Here is a 20,535-nt window from a genome sequence, read left to right on the forward strand (position 1 = left end):
AAAGCAATAACAATGCCGTTTTGAAAAATTGAAGGAATTAGGCTTTACTCCTTGAAGAATTTTGCGTCTTTCCTTAGCTGTGCCATTTTAATGGCGGCAATGGCTGCTTCGGTTCCCTTATTCCCATGCTTTCCACCGCTCCTGGCCCTGGATTGCTCGATATTATTATCGGTAAGTACGCAAAAGATAACAGGAATATCATTCTGAACATTCAGATCCTTGATCCCCTGGGTCACTCCTTCGCAAACAAAGTCGAAATGCTTGGTTTCACCCTGGATCACGCTTCCAACAGCGATCACGGCGTCCAGCATATCGAAGCTTTCCTGCATCTTCTTACAGCCATAGATGAGTTCGAAACTGCCTGGAACATTCCAGCGAACTATATTTTCTTTAAGAACACCATTCTCTATAAAAGCATCAAAAGCACCCTGGAAAAGGCCTTCGGTTATTTCATCATTCCATTCAGAAACAACGATCCCAAACCGAAAGTTCTTCGCGTTTGGGATCGAGTTTTTATCGTATTCTGATAAGTTCTTAGCTTCTGTAGCCATATAATTATTGCTTGGCGCGAGCCTGGCCTAAGTAAACAGGCACTTTTTCGGCTTCGGGCGCATCTGGATATTCATCTTCGATCTCCAGAAGATATTCTTCTGCAGCATCAACCTCTCCTAACTGAATGGCAGTAATGGCAGCTTTCAAAAGGAATCTTGGAGTAGTGAATGAGTTAGATCTCATTTCTGCAGCTTTTTCGTAGTAACCTAAAGCTTCTTCAGGCTGATCTAGCTGAAGAAACGCATCTCCAATTCCACCGGTAGCAAGTGCCGAAAAGATCTCGTCATCACTATTGAACGATTCCAACTGCTCGATAGCCTCCTGGTATTTTCCAGTTCTTAAGAAAGCGAAACCTGCGTTGTAATGTGCAAGATTTGCCGCATCGGTTCCACCATAATTATCGATAATATCCAAAAATCCATATTTTCCTTCTCCACCGTTAAGGGCTAGATTATAAAGTGAATCGCTCTGCGCTCCACTGGCTCTTAATGCAGATGCCATATAATCCTGGGCCTGCGCCATTTCATTCGCAGCCTCTGTTTGTTTTGGCTCAAGGATAAATCGGTTATAACCTAAATACCCAAGAACAACCACTATAGCAACCCCAACAATAATGTAGATATACTTTTGATTATCGGCCACCCAGGTTTCCGTCTTACTGGCACTTTCATCCAGCGTATTAAAAACCTCTGCAGTTGTTGATTCTTCCTCAACCGCTTTCTGTCTCTCTTCCTTATTAGAAGGCTTGTGTCCTCTTTTCTTGTACGTTGCCATAAAAATTTGTTAATGCGTGGCAAAAATATAATTTTTTGTGAAAATTAAAAGGGAAAATATTTGTATTTTTTGAATAATTTCGGGTCCTTTTGGAGCGCAAAAAAGCCCTCGATTTTTAATTAATTCCAGCTGAATTACAGCACTTTATGCATTTAAAAAATCTTAGCCTGCTTAATTATAAGAACCTTAAGTCGGCTGAATTTGACTTTGATGAAAAAATCAACTGCCTGGTTGGCAACAACGGGGTGGGAAAAACCAATGTCCTGGACAGCATTTATCTTCTTTCTTTCGGAAAAAGTTATTTCAACCCGGTCACTTCCCAGAACATCAATCACGATTCCGTTTTTTTTGTGGTAGAAGGTGAATTCCTGAAAAACGAGAAGCCAGAACGAATCCTGGTCAGTGCCAAAAAAGGTCAGAAAAAGATCATTAAACGAAACAATAAGGCCTACGACAAGGTTAGCGACCATATTGGCTTTATTCCCACAGTGATCATATCCCCGGCAGATCGCGACCTGATCATTGAAGGTTCAGAAACCAGGAGAAAATTCATCGACGGGGTGATCTCCCAAAGCGACCATGCTTACCTGGATAAATTATTGCAGTATACCAAGCTCGTCTCCCAAAGGAATTCACTTTTAAAATATTTTGCGGCCAATAACACCTTTGAACGTGACACCCTAGAAGTTTATAACCTCCAAATGAGCAGCCTGGGACAGGAGCTTTTTGAAAAAAGAAAGGCTTTTCTAAAAGAGTTCATCCCTATCTTCAATAAGAGGTACGGGGATATTACCAATAATAAGGAGACGGTTCATATTAACTATAAGAGTCAGCTTTTTGATTCCTCACTGTCCAGTCTTCTGGAAGAGAATCTTCAAAAAGACATGACGCTTCAATACACTTCAGTAGGCACTCATAAGGATGACCTGAGTTTTGAGATCGAGGAGCATCCCATAAAAAAATTCGGTTCGCAGGGACAGCAGAAGTCTTTCCTGATCGCGCTGAAACTGGCTCAATTCGATTTCATTAAACAAATAAGCAATGTGAATCCCATATTGCTACTGGATGACATATTCGATAAACTGGATGAGAACCGGGTGGCGCATATCGTGGCCCTGGTAGCCACCGATGAGCTGGGACAGATCTTTTTGAGCGATACCCATGCCGACAGGACCGAAAAAGTGGTAAAAAGCAGTAATCAATCTTATAAAATATTCAAGCTTTGAAGAAGTACATTTTCATTTTAAGCCTTGTCGTCTTGTGTTCATGCACGGGCAATGATCCGCAGGAACAGCTTAAGAACCTTAATGGTTACTGGATGATCGAAAAGGTGGAACTGGAAAATGATTCGGTAGTCGAATTCAGTTTAAGCCAGTATGTAGATTATATAGAGATTGAAGATTCGGTAGGCTTCAGAAAAAAATTACAGCCACAGTTTGGTGGGAAATACCTGGCTACCGATGATGCCGAAAAATTAAAATACCGAATCGAAGATGATCGTTTGATCCTGTCCTATTCTACCGCTTTCGACAGTTGGGAAGAAGAAGTTCTAACCGCCAGCGAAGAGGAACTGGTAGTAAGGAACGAGGACGAAAAAACTTACTACTACAAAAAATATGAACCTATCATAATTGAAAGCGATGAAGAAACGGAGAAAGAATGAGGAAATGAAACTTGGCGATTTGCTAAAAAGTTTCGTGGATGAAAATAAGCTGGATAAGAAGGGCCTGAACCAGGTCAAGGTGAGGGATGTCTGGAACAGCCAGATGGGACCTGCAATAGAGAAATACACCACGAACTTAATGCTGAAGAATGACACACTTTATGTACAGCTAAGTTCCTCGGTTTTAAGAGAAGAGTTGAGCTATGGAAAGGAGAAGATCATCAGGAATCTGAATGAAGAAATGGGCCAGGAGATCATTTCCAAGCTGGTCTTGAGATAATTAAACACCAAAGACATGAAGCATAATGCAAAAGTATTCCTGATCTATTTTATTTCCTTTATTGTAATATTTTCGATTTTCAGGTTTTTGATCGGGTACCTTTTCCCTGACCTGGAACATATATATCTGCTTATTTCTACGGCGATCATAACGGTGATCTTATCACCAAAACTGGATAGAGCCAAAGACGGGGATGGAACCCGCTACCAGTTAAGATGGATTTTCAAAAAGGAACCTATCATGAAATAATGGTTCGGGTGGATAGGCCTCTACTCTCCTTCCACTACGCTCAGGACAAGCTGCTCGGCCAGAGATTTCAAAAAAGGTCATTGCGAAGGAGCAACGCGACTGAGGCAATCCCTTATGAAATCCGGGATTTTTAAAGATTACTTCGCTTCGCTCGTAATGACCCCCCAGACTAAAAAAGTAGGCCTCGACTCTCCTTCGACTACGCTCAGGACAAGCTGCTCGGCCTGACAGGTACGAAGTCATTGCGAAGGGGCAGCGCGATTGAAGCAATCCATATTTAATTCTACCCAGGTTGAGATTACTTCGCTTCGCTCGTAATGACTCCCAGACTTAAAAATTAGGCCTCTACTCTCCTTCGACTACGCTCAGGACAAGCTGCTCGGCCTGACATCATAATTAAACACATAAAAAAACCGGACCCAAAAGGCCCGGTTTTCTTATAGTATTGAAATTGTTCTTTTAGAACATCTCTCTTCCTGCAAAATGGAAAGCACCTTCAATTTGTGCGTTCTCATCGCTATCACTTCCGTGAACAGCATTTTCTCCAATGCTCTTCGCATATTTTTTTCTGATAGTTCCTTCAGCAGCCTCCTCAGGGTTAGTCGCACCAATAAGGGTTCTGAAATCTTCTACAGCATTGTCTTTCTCAAGAATAGCCGCAACAATAGGACCTCTGGTCATGAATTCAACCAATTCGCCAAAGAATGGACGCTCCTTATGGATCGCATAAAAAGTCTCAGCATCTCTCTGAGTCATTTGAGTAAGCTTCATCGCTACGATTCTGAATCCAGAAGCTGTGATCTGTTCTAATATTCCACCAATATGCCCGTCTTCAACTGCATCTGGCTTGATCATGGTGAATGTTCTATTTCCTGCCATTGTATGGTTTTTAAATTTAGTGCAAAAGTAACTAATTCCTTCCCATTTGCAAGGTCTTTCAGGCTGAATGTTTTATGGCCTGAATTCCAGCCGGTATTCCTGCTGAAGCCTATTGTTCACCCCACGCATTTCCATTTGAACAGTTTTTTCCGAAAAATCGAAGTAAAGCAGTCCAAAACTTTTTTCCTTTACAACCTCTCCAATTCGTTTAGTATTTGGCTCGCCAGTAAACTGCTCGTAACTATGAGTCAACCCGCTACTCGTAAAATCGACCAGCCTGTATTGAAGCCCATCAACCTGGACAGCCGAAAATTCAGAAATATGCCTGTCACCGCTTAATAGAATCACTCTTTCAGCTTTTGAATCCAGAATAAGCTTTTTCAATTTTTCAACTTCGGAAGGAAAATTGCCCCAGGTCTCAAAACCATGTTCGTCTGAAAGCACCTGTATACTGGAGAGGATCAGGTTAAAATCGGCATCAGAATTCCGCAGTTATTCTTCCAGCCAATTTCACTGCTGCTCACCCAGGATACTTCCTTCAGAAGGTTCATAGCGTTTCCCGGGCTCATTGCTTTTCTGAAGTGTATCCCGAAAATATCGCGTATCGAGTATGATCACTTTGATACTTCCCTGTTCGGTCTCCAATAACTCAGAATGGTAGACTCCTTCCCTGCTCCGCCTTGGACTATTTTCCGGAACGTTCATAAAATCCAGGAATAACTGCTGACTGGTTTCCTTTAAATGCCAGTTCTTACCTCCGTCGTTCTGGCCATAATCATGATCATCCCAGGTACCAAAAACAGGTACACTGTTCAACAATTTTAGATAATTTGGATTGCTTAATTGTTGTTGATAAGCCTTTTCCAAGACCTCAGGATCGTCGGTATCGGCATATACATTATCGCCTCCCCACAAAAAGAGGTCTGGATCATTTGCCAGGATAGGTTCCCAGAGAGGTTGATCTTCATCTTCACGGTTACAACTTCCAAAGGCGATGGTATAATCGGCCTCCAGCTTTACATTTGTGGTCTTGCTGCTTCCACAGGATGCAAGCAGGAAAAATATGCTTAAGAATCGTAATAGGTATTTCATTAAACAGGCTTTAAAATTGACAAATTTAAAGCTTCCCCTGTTTCTTAAGTAGTATTAAATTGTATATTTAGCCTCGATTATGATCGACACCCGAATACTAGAAATAACAGCTGAACTTGCTGGAGCTAAGAATATTGTAATTGTACCACATAAGGGCCCCGATGGTGATGCCATAGGCGCTTCCCTTGGATTGTATCATTTCCTCAAAGACAAGGGGCACGCTCCCCAGGTCATCGCTCCTAATGATTATCCACATTTCCTGAAATGGCTTCCCGGGACAGAGGATGTACTCATTTATGAATCTAACACAGATAAGGCCCATGAATTCATTTCGAAGGCTGAGATCATTTTTACCCTGGATTTCAATCATCTTTCCAGGTGTGGGTCCATGCAGGATGCCTTATTAGAATCTGAAGCGGTTTTCGTAATGATAGATCATCACCAGGAACCTTCAGATTATGCTGATTACACCTACAGCGATTCGACCATGAGCTCTACCTGCGAGATGGTTTATCGCTTCATCGACAAACTGCGGGCCAGTAAAAAGATCACTCCGGAGATCGCAACCTGTTTATATACCGGGATCATGACCGATACCGGTTCTTTCAGATTCAGCTCTACCTCCAGCGATACCCACAGGACCATTGCCGATCTTATAGACAAAGGCGCCGTTAACGATCAGATCCACAATAATGTGTTTGACACCAATTCCCAGGATAAATTGCAATTGCTTGGGACTGCACTTCAGAATTTATGCGTGAACAATGAATTGAGAACCGCTTACATCAGTCTTTCTCAAGAGGAACTTGACAGGCACAATTTCAAAAAAGGAGACACCGAAGGATTCGTAAATTATGGCCTTTCGCTGGAAGGCATAATTTTCGCTGTGATATTTATCGAGAAGGAAAATGAAGATATGGTAAAGATCTCTTTCAGGTCAAAGGGTGATTTTGATGTAAATAAATTTGCCCGGGCACATTTTGAAGGCGGAGGACATATCAATGCAGCCGGCGGAAAAAGCGACCTGTCACTAAACGATACCATCGTAAAATTCAACAGCATCCTTCCTGAATACAGAGAAGAATTAACAAAATGAGATTCCTATTAGCATTATTTGCCCTATTCCTAATTTCGTCCTGTAAATCGCCAGAGGCGCGGTACCCGGTTTCGCAGAACAGCGGCTCGTACATTAATGAGTCTATTGAACTCAACAAGGAAATGATCGCCCAGGAAGAGGATTACATCAAACAGGTAATGGGAGAAAATCCGGATACCGAATACCTGAATTCAGAAAATGGCTTCTGGTATTACTACAACAATAAAAGTACAGATAGTTTGAATACCGAGACCCCAGAATTTGGCGATGTGGTGGTATTTGATTATTCCATTTCAACCATAGAAGGCGAACCTATTTATGCAGAGGGTGAAAGACCAACACGGGAATATGCTATTGACAAAGAAAAACTGTTCACCGGGTTGAGACAGGGATTGAAATTGATGAAAGAAGGCGAAACCGTTACTTTTCTATTCCCTTCGCACAAAGCTTTCGGCTATTATGGAGACCAGAACAAGATAGGTAGAAATGCTCCTATTTCAGCAAAAGTAACCTTACACGAAATAAAAGAAGAACCGAATAACGAAATCAATAATCAAGAATGAAAACAAAAAGTATCTTTTTATTATTAAGCATTGCATTTTCACTTTTTTCCTGCAACGAGGAATATCCAGACCTGGAAGATGGGATGTACGCCGAGTTCAAAACCTCAATGGGTCCCATTGTAGCCGAATTATATTATGAGGAAACCCCGGTAACGGTTTCCAGTTTTGTCTCGCTTGCCGAGGGCACCAGCGAAATGGTAGACAGTACCTATAAAGGAAAAAAATATTACGATGGCATCATCTTTCACAGGGTCATAGATGGTTTCGTGATCCAGGGTGGTGATCCAACCGGCCAGGGAAGCGGAGGCCCGGGTTATAAATTCCCGGATGAATTCGTAGACAGCCTTAGCCATGATGAAAAGGGTGTCCTGTCTATGGCCAACGCAGGACCAGGCACCAATGGAAGTCAGTTCTTTATCACTCTCGATGCAGTACCTCAGCTGGACGGAAGACATTCGGTCTTCGGAAAGGTTGTAAAAGGAATGGATGTGGTAGACGCGATTGGTAAGGTGGAGACCGGGCCACAGGACAGGCCAGTTGAAGAAATCAAGATCAACGAGCTGAATATTATCAGAAAAGGAAAAGAAGCTAAAAACTTCAATGCTCCAAAAGTTTTTGGAGATGAATTAGCCGCCATCGAAGCTGAAAAAGCAGAGGAAGCAAAAAGAATGCAAGAGCAAAGGGCTAAGATCGCTGAGGAATTTGACGAAATGGAAGCAAAAGCTGATTCTTTAGACAGCGGACTAAAGATCTACTTTGAAAAAGAAGGTGAAGGAGAAAAGCCTAAAAATGGTCAAAAAGTAAACGTCCTTTATGAAGGTTATTTCGAGGACGGAACTGTTTTTGACACCAATCGTAAGGAAGTGGCTCAGGAAGCCGGAATGTATGATCACAGAAGGGAATCCCAGGGTGGTTATAATCCAATGCCAATGCAATACGGTCCTGATGCTCCTATGATCCCAGGATTTAAGGAAGGAATGCAGCAAATGCAGGTTGGAGACCAGGCTGTTATTTTTATCCCTAGCCATCTTGGATATGGAGAAAGAGGTGCCGGAGGTGTGATTCCACCAAACAGCGACCTAATATTCAGAATAGAGATCACTGGTATGGCCCAATAGGCCTTAGAAAATTAAACATAAAAAAAGCCCCGCGAATTCGCGGGGCTTTTTAATTTATTTGACTTTCTATTTTTAGTTCTCAGGAATGTTCTTCAAAACCTGAAGGAAGAATTTCCAGTATTTTTGAGCCGACTTGATACTCGCTCTTTCATCTGGAGAGTGTGCTCCTCTTATAGTTGGTCCAAAAGAGATCATATCCATCCCGGGATAATGACTGCCTATGATCCCACATTCCAGGCCAGCATGGCAGGCAGCGATATGAGCTTTTTCTCCGTGCAATTGCTGGTAGATCTCGTCCAGCGTCTTTAAAATAGCCGAATCACTGTTTGGAGCCCAGCCCGGATATTCTCCTGAAAGTTTTACGTCAAACCCAGCCAGTTCAAATACCGATCTTAGTGAATTCGCAAGGTCATTCTTACTGGATTCAACCGAACTGCGGGTGAGGCATTTGATATGAACCTGTCCATCTTTCAAACTTACGCTCGCTATATTGTTAGAAGCTTCTACCAAACCTTCGATCTCCGGACTCATTCGATAGACTCCATTATGAGCACCAGCAATTGCCAGAAGTACTTTCTTCTGGGAATCAAGATCCATAATGCTTTCCTTTGAAGTGATCATTTGAAGTTCGATACTAAGGTTAGGCTCCAGGGAGGCGTATTCAGATTTTATCTGTTCAAGTCTGGCCTCAAACTCCTTTTTAAAGGCTTCTTCCTCGGTATCCGGCAAAGCAATTACAGCTTCGCTTTCCCGCGGAATGGCATTTCTAAGTCCTCCACCGTTTATTTCTGAAATCCTTAACTTAAAATCTTCGGACGTATGCATCAACAAGCGGTTCATGATCTTATTAGCATTTCCAAGCCCCTTGATGATATCCATCCCAGAATGGCCTCCCATCAATCCCTTTACTTTAACCGAATAAGACCGGTAGCTTTCAGGAAAATTTTCCTCATCATAACTCCTGGTTGCGGTGATATCAACACCGCCGGCACAGCCAATTCCTATCTCATCATCTTCCTCGGTATCCAGGTTTAGAAGAATATCACCATCCAGCATTTCAGGTGACAAACCTTTAGCCCCGGTCATTCCTGTTTCTTCGTCTATGGTAAAAAGAGCCTCGATGGCCGGATGTTCGATCGAGTCGCTTTCCAGAACCGCCATCATAGTGGCCACTCCTAGTCCGTTATCGGCTCCTAGCGTGGTTCCCCGGGCTTTCACCCAGTCCCCGTCTACATACATATCGATACCCTGGCTGTCGAAGTCGAAATCGGTATCATTGTTCTTCTGGTGCACCATATCGAGGTGGGCCTGCAAAACGATCTTTTTTCGGTTTTCCATGCCTTTGGTCGCCGGCTTTTTGATGACCACGTTACCAACTTCGTCCACCTGGGTTTCAAGCCCCAGCTTATTTCCAAAGTTCTTGATGAATTCTATCACCCTTTCTTCCTTTTTGGAAGGTCTGGGTACCGCGTTGAGATCGGCAAACTTATTCCATAAAACTTTGGGCTCTAATGCCCTTATTTCTTCATTCATTCTTCTTATTTTTGGTATCTTCACAAAGGTATTTTATTTGCCCGATATCTAAAATTCAAGACTCTATTTATTCAATTTCCACTTTTGTGAAAAGAAAATTCGTCTGGCTTCTCGCAATATTTTTACCCGTTCAGATCATTGGGATCAATATTCTGAAAGGTTTTCCTGAATTCGTAGAAAACTATTATTCCCTTGGCATCTATCCCTGGATTTCGAGCACTATGCGCCTGGTATTGGGTTTTATTCCGTTCTCACTCGGCGATCTGCTTTACGCCGTTTTCGTAATCCTGTTAATCCTATGGATATCAAGACGCTTCAAACAGCGATTCCGAAGTCCGAAGATCTGGATACCCGATGCGCTGGCAACCTTATCGGTAATTTACTTCTGTTTTCATCTTTTCTGGGGTTTCAATTATTACCGTCTTCCGCTTCATAAAAGCCTGGAGATCGAAAATGATTATACCACCGAAAAACTTTTAGAGCTGACTGATATCCTTATTAAGCGATCCAACGAATTACATTCAGAATTGGCAAAAAACGACACGGTGAAAGTTGATTTTAGTTTCACTAAAAATCAATTATTCCGGCAAACCTTGGAAGGATTTGATCACCTGAAAAATGATTTTCCAGAACTGAAATACCAGGGTGAAGCCCTTAAACGCTCGCTTTACAGCTTACCGCTCACCTATATGGGTTTCAACGGCTATCTGAATCCGCTGACGAACGAAGCCCAGGTGAATACTATAATTCTGCCCTATAAGATCGCGACCACGGCCAGCCACGAGGTAGGTCATCAACTGGGATTCGCCAAGGAAAATGAAGCGAATTTTATCGCCTGCCTGGCTACCATGAATCATCCGGATCCCTATTTCAGGTATTCGGGTTTCACCTTTGCCCTTGGGTACTGTTTGAACGAGATCTACAGGCGGGAACCTGAAAAGGTCAAGGAAATGACGGCCAAAATGAATCCCGGTATCCTCAAGAATTACCGTGAAGTCGATGAATTCTGGAGAAGACACACCAATCCGCTGGAACCCATTTTCCAGGCTACCTATAACCGCTATTTGATCGCGAATAACCAGAGTGACGGCATGAAAAGTTACAGTTATGTGGTCGCGCTCCTGGTCAATTACTTCGATGATACCCGAAATGCATTGTAAAGCCTTCCTGGTAAAACAAAATTTAGTATTTTGAGGCTCATTTTTTTCTGAAAATTTATTCTATTAATTACCCAGACCCATGAAATTAAAATTACTGGTACTCGGGATCTTAATGTGCATCCTTGATGCTCAATCCCAGGAGTACTTCCCCAAAAATGACGGGGTAAAATCACCCAATTCCAATTATACCATTTTTACGAACGCTAATATCTATACAGATGCGGGCACAGTGATCGAAAAGGGAATGTTCGCCATTCGGGAAGGAAAGATCACGGCAGTAGGAAAATCTATAAATATCCCATCCAACAGTACGGTGATCAACCTGGAGGGAAAACATGTATACCCATCGTTTATTGATCTGTACAGCAATTTTGGAATCTCAAAACCTAAAAGGGCCGAAAACGGAAGTCAGCCACAATACGATGCCGGGCGTGAAGGTTATTACTGGAACGATCATATAAGACCGGAAACCGATGCTGTTTCACACTTCAGCTTTGATGCCAAGGAAGCTGAAAAATTACAAAAAGCAGGATTTGGAGTAGTGAACACCCATGTTCAGGATGGGATCCTAAGAGGTACCGGGATACTGGTAGCTCTTACGCCGGAAGCCAGTGAAGGAGATCGAATCCTTAATGAAAGATCGGCTCAATATCTTTCTTTTGATAAAAGTGTTCAGTCCAGACAGTCCTACCCTACTTCTATCATGGGAGCCATGGCACTTATTCGCCAGGCTTACCTAGATGCCGACTGGTATGCAAAGGGCAACGCAGATAATACCGATCTCGCCCTGGAGGCCCTGAACAGGAATAAAAACCTGACGCAGATCTTTGTTACAGACAATCTGCTGAATGAGCTAAGAGCCGACAAACTAGGAGATGAATTCGGGGTGCAATATGTGATCGTAGGCAGCGGAATGGAATACCAAAGAATAGATAAGATCAAAGCTTCTGGCGCCACTTACATCATCCCGCTTAAATTTCCTTCAGCCTTTGATGTCGAGGATCCCTACCTGGCAACCCGGCTAAGCCTTCAGGAAATGAGGGAATGGAACCAGGCTCCTGCAAATTTGAAGGTCCTTTCAGAAAATAATGTTCCATTTACCTTAACGACTCATTCGATAGATGCCGAAAAGGATTTCAGAAGCAACCTCATCAAAGCTATAGATTTTGGGTTGAGTAAGGAAACTGCACTTGCAGCACTTACCAGTGTTCCGGCTCGAACCATCGGGATGCAGGGAAAGCTGGGAACCATTAAAGAAGGGGCCTGGGCGAACTTTATTATCACTTCTGGCGATTACTTTGATAAGGAAACCACGATCTATGAAAACTGGGTACAGGGTGAACAAAAGATCCTGGAAAATATGGATGTCACCAATATCACCGGGACTTACGATTTAAAGATCGATGGAAAAACCTATGAACTAAATATTTCAGGAGAGCCTTCAAAACCAAAGGCCGAAGTGAAACTGGGCGATTCCAGGATCGGTTCAAAACTCAGTTTTGAGAATAACTGGATGAACCTACTGCTCTCTTCACCCGATACCACGAAAACTGAATTTATCAGGCTCACGGCAAATATTCCTGAAATGACGACTACCATCACCGGAAAAGCCATCCTGCCTAATGGAAATCAGTCAGCCTTTACCGCGACCAGAACAAAGGATTCCGAAGACAAGAAGAAACAGGAAAAAGACAAACAGGTTCACGAGATCGTGCCGGTCACTTTTCCAAATATTGCATATGGCTTTAATGAAAAGCCAGAACAGCAGAATGTATTGTTTAAAAATGCAACAGTCTGGACCAGCGAAGCCGAAGGAGTACTGGAAAATACCGATGTGCTGGTTAGAAACGGGCAGATCGCCAGGATTGGGAAAGATTTGAATGCAGGAGGAGCCCGGGTGATCGACGCTACAGGTAAACACCTTACAGCCGGGATCGTTGATGAACATTCACATATCGCAGCTTCCGATATCAACGAGGCCGGACACAATTCTTCTGCCGAAGTAAGCATGGAAGATGCCTTGGATCCTACCGATATCAATATTTACCGAAACCTTGCCGGAGGGGTTACCACCATTCAGCTCCTACACGGTTCTGCCAATCCTATTGGAGGGAAATCGGCCATTCTAAAGCTAAAATGGGGAGAATCTGCTGAGGACCTGATCTTTGAAGAGGCAGCTCCATTCATTAAATTCGCCCTTGGGGAAAATGTCAAGCAGGCCAACTGGAACAGCAATGTTCGTTTTCCACAGACACGAATGGGAGTTGAGCAGGTTTTTACCGATTATTTCAGCCGGGCCAGAGCCTATGAAACCCTGAAGAATAGCGGCGATGATTTTAGAAAGGATCTTGAAATGGAAACCATCGTGGAGATACTGAACGGGGAACGATTTGTAAGTTCACATTCCTATATCCAAAGTGAGATCAATATGCTGATGAAGGTCGCAGAGCAATTCGACTTTAATATCAATACTTTCACTCATATCCTGGAAGGTTACAAGGTGGCCGATAAAATGAAGGAACATGGCGTTGGCGCTTCCACTTTTTCTGACTGGTGGGCTTATAAATACGAGGTGAACGATGCGATCCCGTATAACGCAGCCATCATGAACGAAGTTGGACTTACCGTTGCCATCAACAGTGACGACAGTGAAATGAGCCGTAGACTGAACCAGGAAGCAGCTAAAACTATGAAGTACGGAGGGATGAGCGAAGAAGAAGCCTGGAAGATGGTGACCATCAACCCGGCAAAATTACTCCATATTGACGAGTATGTTGGAAGCATTAAGGAAGGAAAACACGCCGACCTGGTACTCTGGAATGAACATCCACTTTCCATATATGCAATTCCTGAAAAGACCATGATCGAAGGAGTTCTCTATTTCGATAAAGAGCAGGACGCGAAAATGAGAGAAGAAATTAAAAAAGAACGAAATATGTTGATCGGCCAGATGTTGAAGGCAAAGAATGATGGTGTTAAGACTCAACCTGTGAAAGTCAGGGAAGAGCAACGAGTTCACTGTGATCTACTTGAAAAAGTTCAATAAAAACTGAAAGAAATGAAACTGATATATAGACAAATTCTACTAACATTTATGTGTTTGCCATTTATAGCCCAGGCACAGCAAACCCCGGCTCCCCAACAAACCGAAGCCGTTACTATAGTTGGCGCAACGGCTCATCTAGGAAATGGAGAAATTATCGAAAACAGCCTGATCATTTTCGAAGATGGAAAGTTGACCCAGGTAATGGATGCCAACACTAAAATACAGTACCGCGGTAAAATCATTCAGGCAGAAGGAAAACATGTATATCCTGGATTTATTGCACCTAATTCAACTTTAGGGATCGGGGAGATCGATGCCGTAAGACCTACGCTAGATGAGGATGAGATCGGTGAGATCCTGCCGAACGTACGGAGTTTGATCGCTTACAATGCCGAAAGTAAAGTCGTTGAATCCATGAGACCAAATGGAGTGCTGCTCGGGCAGATCGTTCCCCGTGGCGGACTGGTTTCCGGAACTTCTTCAGTAGTTCAGTTTGACGCATGGAACTGGGAAGACGCGGTGATCAGGGAAGATGACGGGCTGCATATCAACTGGCCATCCGCTTTCAGGCGAGGACGCCCCTGGAGGGATGAAGATCCAAATCTCAAACCAAATGATGAATACAATAAAGAGCTTCAAAAGCTAAGCAGTTTCTTTGGTGAAGCAAAAGCGTATCTCTCAGGCAATCGGGACTATACCAACCTGGCTTACCTGGCCATTGAACCGGTTTTCAGCGGAGAGAAAAAAGTATTCGTACACGTAAATGGAGAAAAGGAAATTCTGGATGCCGTTCAATTCAAGAAAGACCAGGGAGTGCAGCATCTGGTGATCGTTGGTGGATACCATGCCGTTGACGTTGCTTCTGCACTTGTCGAAAATGAGATACCTGTACTTGTGAACAGGCCACATAGTACACCAGCCATGGACTACGAAGATTATGATTACCCTTATAAATTAGCGAAATTGCTACATGACCAGGAAGTGCTTGTAGGCCTGGAAAGCAGCGGGCAGATGGAACGAATGAACACAAGGAACTTACCCTTCTATGCTGGAACGGTAGCAGCTTTTGGACTTGAAAAGGAAGAAGCCTTAAAAATGATCACCTCCAATACCGCCAGGATCCTTGGAATCGATGAGAACTACGGAAGCCTGGAAAAGGGAAAATCGGCTACGCTATTTATTTCGGAAGGTGACGCGCTGGATATGAGAACAAACATCATTTCCCATGCCTGGATAGACGGAAGGGCGATTAGCCTGGAAACTCACCAGACGGAACTTTGGAAGCGATATTCTAATAAATATAAGGACGAGGATAAGGAATAGAACAGGTTCGGCGCAATTGGAGGCCTTCGACTGCATTCAGGCTGTTATGTGGTAATGGAAAGAAGTTTTGATTAACTTCGATAGCCTTCGACTCCGCTCAGGCTGACATAAAGTTTAAAATTGATCCTGTCCAGCAGACTTAGACTGAGATTGAGCTGATATGTGGAAATAGAAAGAGGTTTTGATTAACTTCGATAGCCTTCGACTCCGCTCGGGCTGACAGTCTAATCCAAGAAGTTTATGCCATAAAGAAAGACTGCTGGCCTTCCACTGCGCCTGGTTTGAAATAGAGAAAAGGCAAAGGTCTTTGTTATAGTCGATAGCCTTCTACTGCTCTCAGCCTAACATTTTCTACTGCAATTAAGCTTTTAAACTGAGCTTTTTTAATGCCTAATAAGTCCGTATTTTAGCAGCCATGCTTAAGAAGATCACGAGTGCGCAGAACCGGGAAATAAAAAGATTGCTGCAGTTACAGGATAAATCCCGGAACCGCAAAAAAGAAGGAGTTTTTATAGTTGAAGGAAAAAGGGAAACACAGCTTGCCCTTAAAGGTGGTTACGAGGCGGTTCATTTCTACTTTTGTCCGAATCTAGTGGATTTCGACGAAGTGATAAAGCTTGCAAAAGCTTCAGAAGAAACCAGTCCCGAGATCATCGAGATAAGCCTTGAGGTTTATGAAAAAGTTGCTTATCGAGGCAGTACTGAGGGAGTTATCACTGTTTTCAATAGTAGAGAACATGAACTCAAGGATATCGTTTTTAAAAATCAAAATCCGTTGATCCTGGTTGCGGAAGCACCTGAAAAACCTGGAAATATTGGGGCCTTATTAAGAACTGCCGACGCCGCTGCAGTAGACGCAGTGATCATCGCTAACCCGAAAACCGATCTTTATAACCCTAATATCATCCGGAGCAGCGTGGGTTGTGTTTTCACAAACCAGGTCGCAATAGGAAACACGACAGAGATCATCGAATTTCTTAAGAATAAAAATATCGGAATTTACGCTGCAGCTTTGCAATCGTCCAGGGTCTATCACGAGATCGACTTCAGTCCGGCTTCGGCTATCGTAGTTGGAACAGAGGCTACGGGACTCAGCGACCAATGGCTTGAAAATTCAACCCAGAACATCATTATTCCCATGCAGGGAGCTATAGATAGCATGAATGTTTCGGTCGCTGCCGGAATATTGATCTTCGAAGCCAGCAGGCAGCGTTCCATTTAAAAAATCTCAAATTTGAAACCAGAAACCCTATTCTATATTATCATTGGCATTATTATCATAGATTTTGTGATCGACAAGATCCTTGATTCGCTTAACGCCAGGCATTTTAATGATCCGGTGCCGCAAGAACTTTCAGATGTTTACGACACCGAAGAATACGAACGCTCCCAGCGATATAAGAAAGAGCGCTTCAAATTTGGAATGATCACTTCCACCTTTTCGGTTTTACTTACCCTGGGATTTATCATTTTCGATGGTTTTGCCTGGGTAGATGAAATCGCGCGAAGTATCAGCGATAATTCCATTGTGATCGCCCTGATCTTTTTTGGCATCATCATGCTGGGAAGCGATATTTTAATGACCCCATTTTCGTGGTACAGCACCTTCGTCATCGAAGAGAAATATGGATTTAATAAAACGTCAAAAGGCACCTTTTTCCTGGATAAAATAAAAGGTCTTGCGATGACGGCCGTTATCGGGGGTGGTATCCTGGCTTTGATCGTCTGGTTCTACCAGTTCGCCGGGGATGATTTCTGGTGGTATGCCTGGATCCTTATCACAATATTCACAGTTTTTATGAACATGTTCTATGCAAAGCTCATTGTTCCGCTATTCAACAAGCAAACACCGCTGGAAAATGGCTCGTTAAGAGATAAAATAGAGGGTTATGCTAACAGCGTTGGCTTTAAACTGGACAATATCTTCGTGATAGACGGCTCAAAGCGAAGTACCAAGGCGAATGCCTATTTTTCAGGCTTCGGAAGTGAAAAAAGGATCACGCTTTACGATACCCTTATCAACGACCTCGAAGAAGAAGAGATCGTTGCAGTACTGGCTCATGAAGTAGGACATTATAAAAAAAATCACATTATTATCAATTTGATCGCTTCTGTGATCACCACCGGGTTTACCCTTTGGTTATTATCGGTTTTTGTTGGCAATCCCATACTTTCACAGGCGCTTGGGGTCGCCGAACCCAGTTTCCATATTGGCCTTATCGCCTTCGGAATTCTATACAGTCCTATTTCAGAAATTACAGGCCTTATAATGAATTTTATATCACGAAAATTTGAATACCAGGCCGATAATTTTGCAGGCTCAACCTACGATGCCGATTCGCTGATCTCCAGCCTGAAGAAGCTTTCCCGGAATACATTGAGCAATCTTACTCCACATAAAGCCTATATTTTTGTGCATTATTCACACCCCAGCCTGTTGCAAAGATATCGCAACCTGAAGACCGGTTTTTAGTTGTGTCATTACTATCTTAATTGTATTTTTAACCTATGACCGAAGCAGCTATAGCAAAAGAAAACAAGCAGATTGCCAGGCAGTACAAGGAACTGCTCAGGATAAGCTATCAAACCCTTACCGAGGAGGACAAGAAACTCATCAGGAAGGCCTTTGATACGGCTGTTGATGCCCACAGCGATCAGCGCAGGAAATCGGGAGAAGCCTATATTTTCCACCCTATCGCGGTTGCCAAGATCGTAGCTTCAGAAATCGGTCTGGATGCTACTTCTATCGCTGCAGCACTGCTTCACGATGTGGTGGAAGACACCCGATATACCCTGAACGATCTTCGCGAAATGTTTGGTGAGCAGGTAGCCAAAATTGTTGATGGGCTTACCAAAATTTCCAATCTGAAGAAGGATAAGGATGTTTCCCTGCAGGCCGAAAACTTCAGGAAAATGCTGCTTACCCTTAACGACGACGTACGGGTTATCATTATCAAAATAGCCGACAGGTTGCACAATATGCAAACCATGGATGCGATGCGGCCGGATAAGCAGGTAAAGATCGCTTCAGAAACACTATATATCTACGCTCCCCTGGCCCACCGAATCGGGCTTTATAATATAAAAACAGAACTGGAAGACCTTGGCCTTAAATATACTGAGCCAGATGTCTACCAGGAGATCCTTACCAAAATGAAGGAAAGTAAGGAGGAGCAGGATGCCTATATCAAGCAATTTACCAAGGTGATCCAGGACTCACTGGACAAGGAAGATTTTGATTACGAGATAAAGGGAAGGCCAAAATCCATCTATTCTATAAACCGCAAGATCAAGGCACAAAATATCAGTTTTGACGAGGTCTATGATAAGTTCGCGATCCGGATCATATATAAAAGTGAACCTTCTCAGGAAAAATTCCTGGCCTGGAAGATCTATTCCATCGTGACCGATCACTTCAGACCCAATCCTACAAGATTGAGAGACTGGATATCATCTCCAAAATCAACCGGATACGAAGCCCTGCATATTACGGTAATGGGACCTAAAGGCCGATGGGTGGAAGTGCAGATTCGCAGTGAACGCATGAACGAGATCGCTGAAAAGGGATATGCAGCCCATTACAAATACAAGCAGGGCAAACCAAGCCAAAAAGAAGAAGGTGGATTCGAAGAATGGGTAACCCGTTTGCAGGAGGCGTTGGAGAATCCAGAGATCAATGCGGTAGATTTTGTGGAACAGTTCAAATTAAACCTGTATTCCAAGGAGATCTTCGTGTTTACCCCGCAGGGAGACCTGAAATCCCTTCCAAAAGGATCTACTCCGCTCGATTTCGCATTCAGCATACATACCGAAATTGGTTTACATACGCGTGGTGCCAGGGTCAACAACAAACTGGTACCATTAAGCCATGAGCTGAAAAGCGGCGACCAGGTAGAGATCATCACCTCAGACAGCGCGAAGCCAAATATCAACTGGCTGGATTATGCCAATACGGCAAGGGCAAGGGCTAAGATAAAATCTTCTCTAAAAGAAGAGAAAAAAGAGATCGCCGAAGAAGGAAAAGCTATTCTTGCCAGGAAGTTGAAGGCTCAGAAGATACAGTTCAATGAGAAATCGATCAATGAACTGGTGCTTTTCTTCAACTTAAAGACCAGCCTTGACCTTTTCTACAGAGTAGGAATTGGAAAAATAGATAACCAGATGCTGAAGGATTTTGCCAATTCCAGAAGCAACGCCCTGGTTAGTTATTTTAAGAATAAGATCCGCAGTAAACCTTCGGTCTCTACAGAAGTACACAAAGAAGAGATCACGGCTAAATACGACCAGCTGGTCTTCGGAAAAGAAGAAGAAAAACTGGAGTATAAGCTTTCGAATTGCTGTAACCCGATCCCGGGTGATAATGTCTTCGGATTTATTTCAGTAAACGATGGCATAAAAGTTCATAAAAAGGACTGCCCGAATGCGCTTCAGCTTCAAAGCAATTATGCCTACCGCATCATCCAGGCCAAGTGGATAGACAGTTCGCAACAGGATTTCGTGGCGGTGATCAAGTTGCAGGGAATTGATAATATCGGGCTGGTAAGCGAGGTGACCCAGGAGATCTCCAGCAACATGCACGTGAACATGAAGAACCTGAATTTTGACAGTTCAGATGGGATCTTCAGCGGGCGTATCACCCTGGTCGTTAAGAATAACAATATTCTGAATACCATCATTCAGAGGCTGAAAAAAATTAACGGGATAGACAAGGTAAGCCGTGAATAAACTTATACCTTTGCAGAGCAAATTATGAGCAAAAAAGTTGTAAATAAGAACGATCAGGCGGTCGTCAAGAACGTTTTCACCAAATATCTTGAAGATAAAGGGCACCGCAAGACACCAGAGCGATTTGCCATCCTTCAGGAGATCTATAATGCCGATGATCATTTTGATATAGAATCACTTTATATTAAAATGAAGAACAAGAAATACCGGGTGAGCCGGGCGACGCTTTACAATACCATAGAATTATTGCTGGAATGCGGACTGGTGAGAAAGCATCAGTTTGGACAGAATCAGGCTCAATATGAAAAGTCTTATTTTGACCGCCAGCACGATCATATCATACTTACCGATACCGGAGAAGTTATCGAGTTTTGTGATCCCAGAATACAGAGTATCAAACAAACCATCGAGGAGGTTTTTGATATCGAGATCCAGAAACACTCTTTATACTTTTACGGCAACAAAAAATCAACTAACTAAGT

Annotated in this window: 20 protein-coding genes; 14 read left to right on the top strand and 6 right to left on the bottom strand. The window is 43.1% G+C overall.

From position 1 onward, the window contains the following. Nucleotides 1–44 precede the first annotated feature (44 nt). Nucleotides 45–551, bottom strand: coding sequence for a 6,7-dimethyl-8-ribityllumazine synthase (gene ribH, locus MKO06_RS13435; RefSeq protein ID WP_241552583.1), 507 nt, complete (start codon nucleotides 549–551; stop codon nucleotides 45–47). A gap of 4 nt (nucleotides 552–555) precedes the next feature. After that, nucleotides 556–1,326, bottom strand: a complete 771-nt coding sequence (locus MKO06_RS13440) for a tetratricopeptide repeat protein (protein WP_241552584.1) — start codon at nucleotides 1,324–1,326, stop codon at nucleotides 556–558. A 146-nt stretch (nucleotides 1,327–1,472) separates the two neighbouring features. Here MKO06_RS13440 and recF point away from each other — a divergent pair, with 146 nt between their 5' ends. From recF to MKO06_RS13460, 4 genes are read left to right on the top strand one after another with little or no spacing between them, the layout of a single operon-like run. Beyond that, nucleotides 1,473–2,552 (top strand): DNA replication/repair protein RecF, encoded by a 1,080-nt coding sequence (gene recF / locus MKO06_RS13445; RefSeq protein WP_241552585.1) that lies wholly within the window; start codon nucleotides 1,473–1,475, stop codon nucleotides 2,550–2,552. Beyond that, nucleotides 2,549–2,989 (top strand): lipocalin-like domain-containing protein, encoded by a 441-nt coding sequence (locus MKO06_RS13450; protein WP_241552586.1) that lies wholly within the window; start codon nucleotides 2,549–2,551, stop codon nucleotides 2,987–2,989. The genes recF and MKO06_RS13450 overlap by 4 nt, the downstream gene beginning before the upstream one ends. Further along, complete coding sequence (locus MKO06_RS13455; RefSeq protein WP_156282606.1) at nucleotides 2,967–3,269, top strand: DciA family protein; 303 nt, start codon at nucleotides 2,967–2,969, stop codon at nucleotides 3,267–3,269. The genes MKO06_RS13450 and MKO06_RS13455 overlap by 23 nt, the downstream gene beginning before the upstream one ends. Nucleotides 3,270–3,284: 15 nt before the next feature. Further along, nucleotides 3,285–3,518 carry a hypothetical protein gene (locus MKO06_RS13460; protein ID WP_241552587.1) on the top strand — a complete coding sequence of 78 codons (234 nt, stop codon included), beginning with the start codon at nucleotides 3,285–3,287 and terminating at the stop codon, nucleotides 3,516–3,518. 459 nt (nucleotides 3,519–3,977) lie between these two features. Here MKO06_RS13460 and MKO06_RS13465 read toward each other — a convergent pair whose 3' ends face one another. The 3 genes from MKO06_RS13465 to MKO06_RS13475 all read right to left on the bottom strand — a co-directional run bounded on the left by MKO06_RS13465 (nucleotide 3,978) and on the right by MKO06_RS13475 (nucleotide 5,489). Continuing rightward, nucleotides 3,978–4,397 (bottom strand): nucleoside-diphosphate kinase, encoded by a 420-nt coding sequence (locus MKO06_RS13465; protein ID WP_156282610.1) that lies wholly within the window; start codon nucleotides 4,395–4,397, stop codon nucleotides 3,978–3,980. Nucleotides 4,398–4,469: 72 nt separating this feature from the next. Then, nucleotides 4,470–4,781, bottom strand: coding sequence for a hypothetical protein (locus tag MKO06_RS13470; RefSeq protein ID WP_241552588.1), 312 nt, complete (start codon nucleotides 4,779–4,781; stop codon nucleotides 4,470–4,472). 126 nt (nucleotides 4,782–4,907) lie between these two features. Further along, nucleotides 4,908–5,489, bottom strand: a complete 582-nt coding sequence (locus MKO06_RS13475; RefSeq protein WP_241552589.1) for an alkaline phosphatase D family protein — start codon at nucleotides 5,487–5,489, stop codon at nucleotides 4,908–4,910. Nucleotides 5,490–5,568: 79 nt separating this feature from the next. Here MKO06_RS13475 and MKO06_RS13480 point away from each other — a divergent pair, with 79 nt between their 5' ends. From MKO06_RS13480 to MKO06_RS13490, 3 genes are read left to right on the top strand one after another with little or no spacing between them, the layout of a single operon-like run. Beyond that, the gene (locus MKO06_RS13480; RefSeq protein ID WP_241552590.1) at nucleotides 5,569–6,585 is read left to right on the top strand and encodes a DHH family phosphoesterase; all 1,017 of its coding nucleotides are present in this window, start codon (nucleotides 5,569–5,571) and stop codon (nucleotides 6,583–6,585) included. Beyond that, nucleotides 6,582–7,148 (top strand): gliding motility-associated peptidyl-prolyl isomerase GldI, encoded by a 567-nt coding sequence (gldI, locus tag MKO06_RS13485; RefSeq protein WP_241552591.1) that lies wholly within the window; start codon nucleotides 6,582–6,584, stop codon nucleotides 7,146–7,148. Before MKO06_RS13480 ends, gldI begins: the two co-directional genes overlap by 4 nt. Beyond that, entirely contained in the window at nucleotides 7,145–8,266 is a 1,122-nt protein-coding gene (locus tag MKO06_RS13490; protein WP_241552592.1) for a peptidylprolyl isomerase, read from the top strand. Before gldI ends, MKO06_RS13490 begins: the two co-directional genes overlap by 4 nt. A 72-nt stretch (nucleotides 8,267–8,338) precedes the next feature. Here MKO06_RS13490 and MKO06_RS13495 read toward each other — a convergent pair whose 3' ends face one another. Further along, nucleotides 8,339–9,799, bottom strand: a complete 1,461-nt coding sequence (locus MKO06_RS13495; RefSeq protein ID WP_241552593.1) for an aminoacyl-histidine dipeptidase — start codon at nucleotides 9,797–9,799, stop codon at nucleotides 8,339–8,341. An 86-nt stretch (nucleotides 9,800–9,885) separates the two neighbouring features. On the opposite strand from MKO06_RS13495, the gene MKO06_RS13500 reads away from it, so the two are divergent. The 7 genes from MKO06_RS13500 to MKO06_RS13530 all read left to right on the top strand — a co-directional run bounded on the left by MKO06_RS13500 (nucleotide 9,886) and on the right by MKO06_RS13530 (nucleotide 20,533). After that, nucleotides 9,886–10,959, top strand: a complete 1,074-nt coding sequence (locus tag MKO06_RS13500; protein ID WP_241552594.1) for a DUF3810 domain-containing protein — start codon at nucleotides 9,886–9,888, stop codon at nucleotides 10,957–10,959. Between the two features lie 79 nt (nucleotides 10,960–11,038). Next, a complete protein-coding gene (locus tag MKO06_RS13505; protein WP_241552595.1) occupies nucleotides 11,039–14,005 on the top strand; it encodes an amidohydrolase family protein in 2,967 nt (988 codons plus the stop codon). Nucleotides 14,006–14,017: 12 nt separating this feature from the next. Then, on the top strand, nucleotides 14,018–15,328 hold the full coding sequence (locus MKO06_RS13510) for an amidohydrolase family protein (RefSeq protein WP_241552596.1): 1,311 nt from the start codon (nucleotides 14,018–14,020) through the stop codon (nucleotides 15,326–15,328). Between the two features lie 415 nt (nucleotides 15,329–15,743). Next, the gene (locus MKO06_RS13515; RefSeq protein WP_241552597.1) at nucleotides 15,744–16,550 is read left to right on the top strand and encodes a TrmH family RNA methyltransferase; all 807 of its coding nucleotides are present in this window, start codon (nucleotides 15,744–15,746) and stop codon (nucleotides 16,548–16,550) included. A 12-nt stretch (nucleotides 16,551–16,562) separates the two neighbouring features. Further along, complete coding sequence (locus MKO06_RS13520; RefSeq protein WP_241552598.1) at nucleotides 16,563–17,801, top strand: M48 family metallopeptidase; 1,239 nt, start codon at nucleotides 16,563–16,565, stop codon at nucleotides 17,799–17,801. Nucleotides 17,802–17,836: 35 nt separating this feature from the next. Beyond that, nucleotides 17,837–20,053, top strand: a complete 2,217-nt coding sequence (locus tag MKO06_RS13525; protein ID WP_241552599.1) for a RelA/SpoT family protein — start codon at nucleotides 17,837–17,839, stop codon at nucleotides 20,051–20,053. Between the two features lie 24 nt (nucleotides 20,054–20,077). After that, complete coding sequence (locus MKO06_RS13530) at nucleotides 20,078–20,533, top strand: Fur family transcriptional regulator (protein ID WP_241552600.1); 456 nt, start codon at nucleotides 20,078–20,080, stop codon at nucleotides 20,531–20,533. Nucleotides 20,534–20,535: the final 2 nt, after the last annotated feature.

The sequence above is a fragment of the Christiangramia oceanisediminis genome (assembly GCF_022570735.2).
GTDB lineage: Bacteria > Bacteroidota > Bacteroidia > Flavobacteriales > Flavobacteriaceae > Christiangramia > Christiangramia oceanisediminis.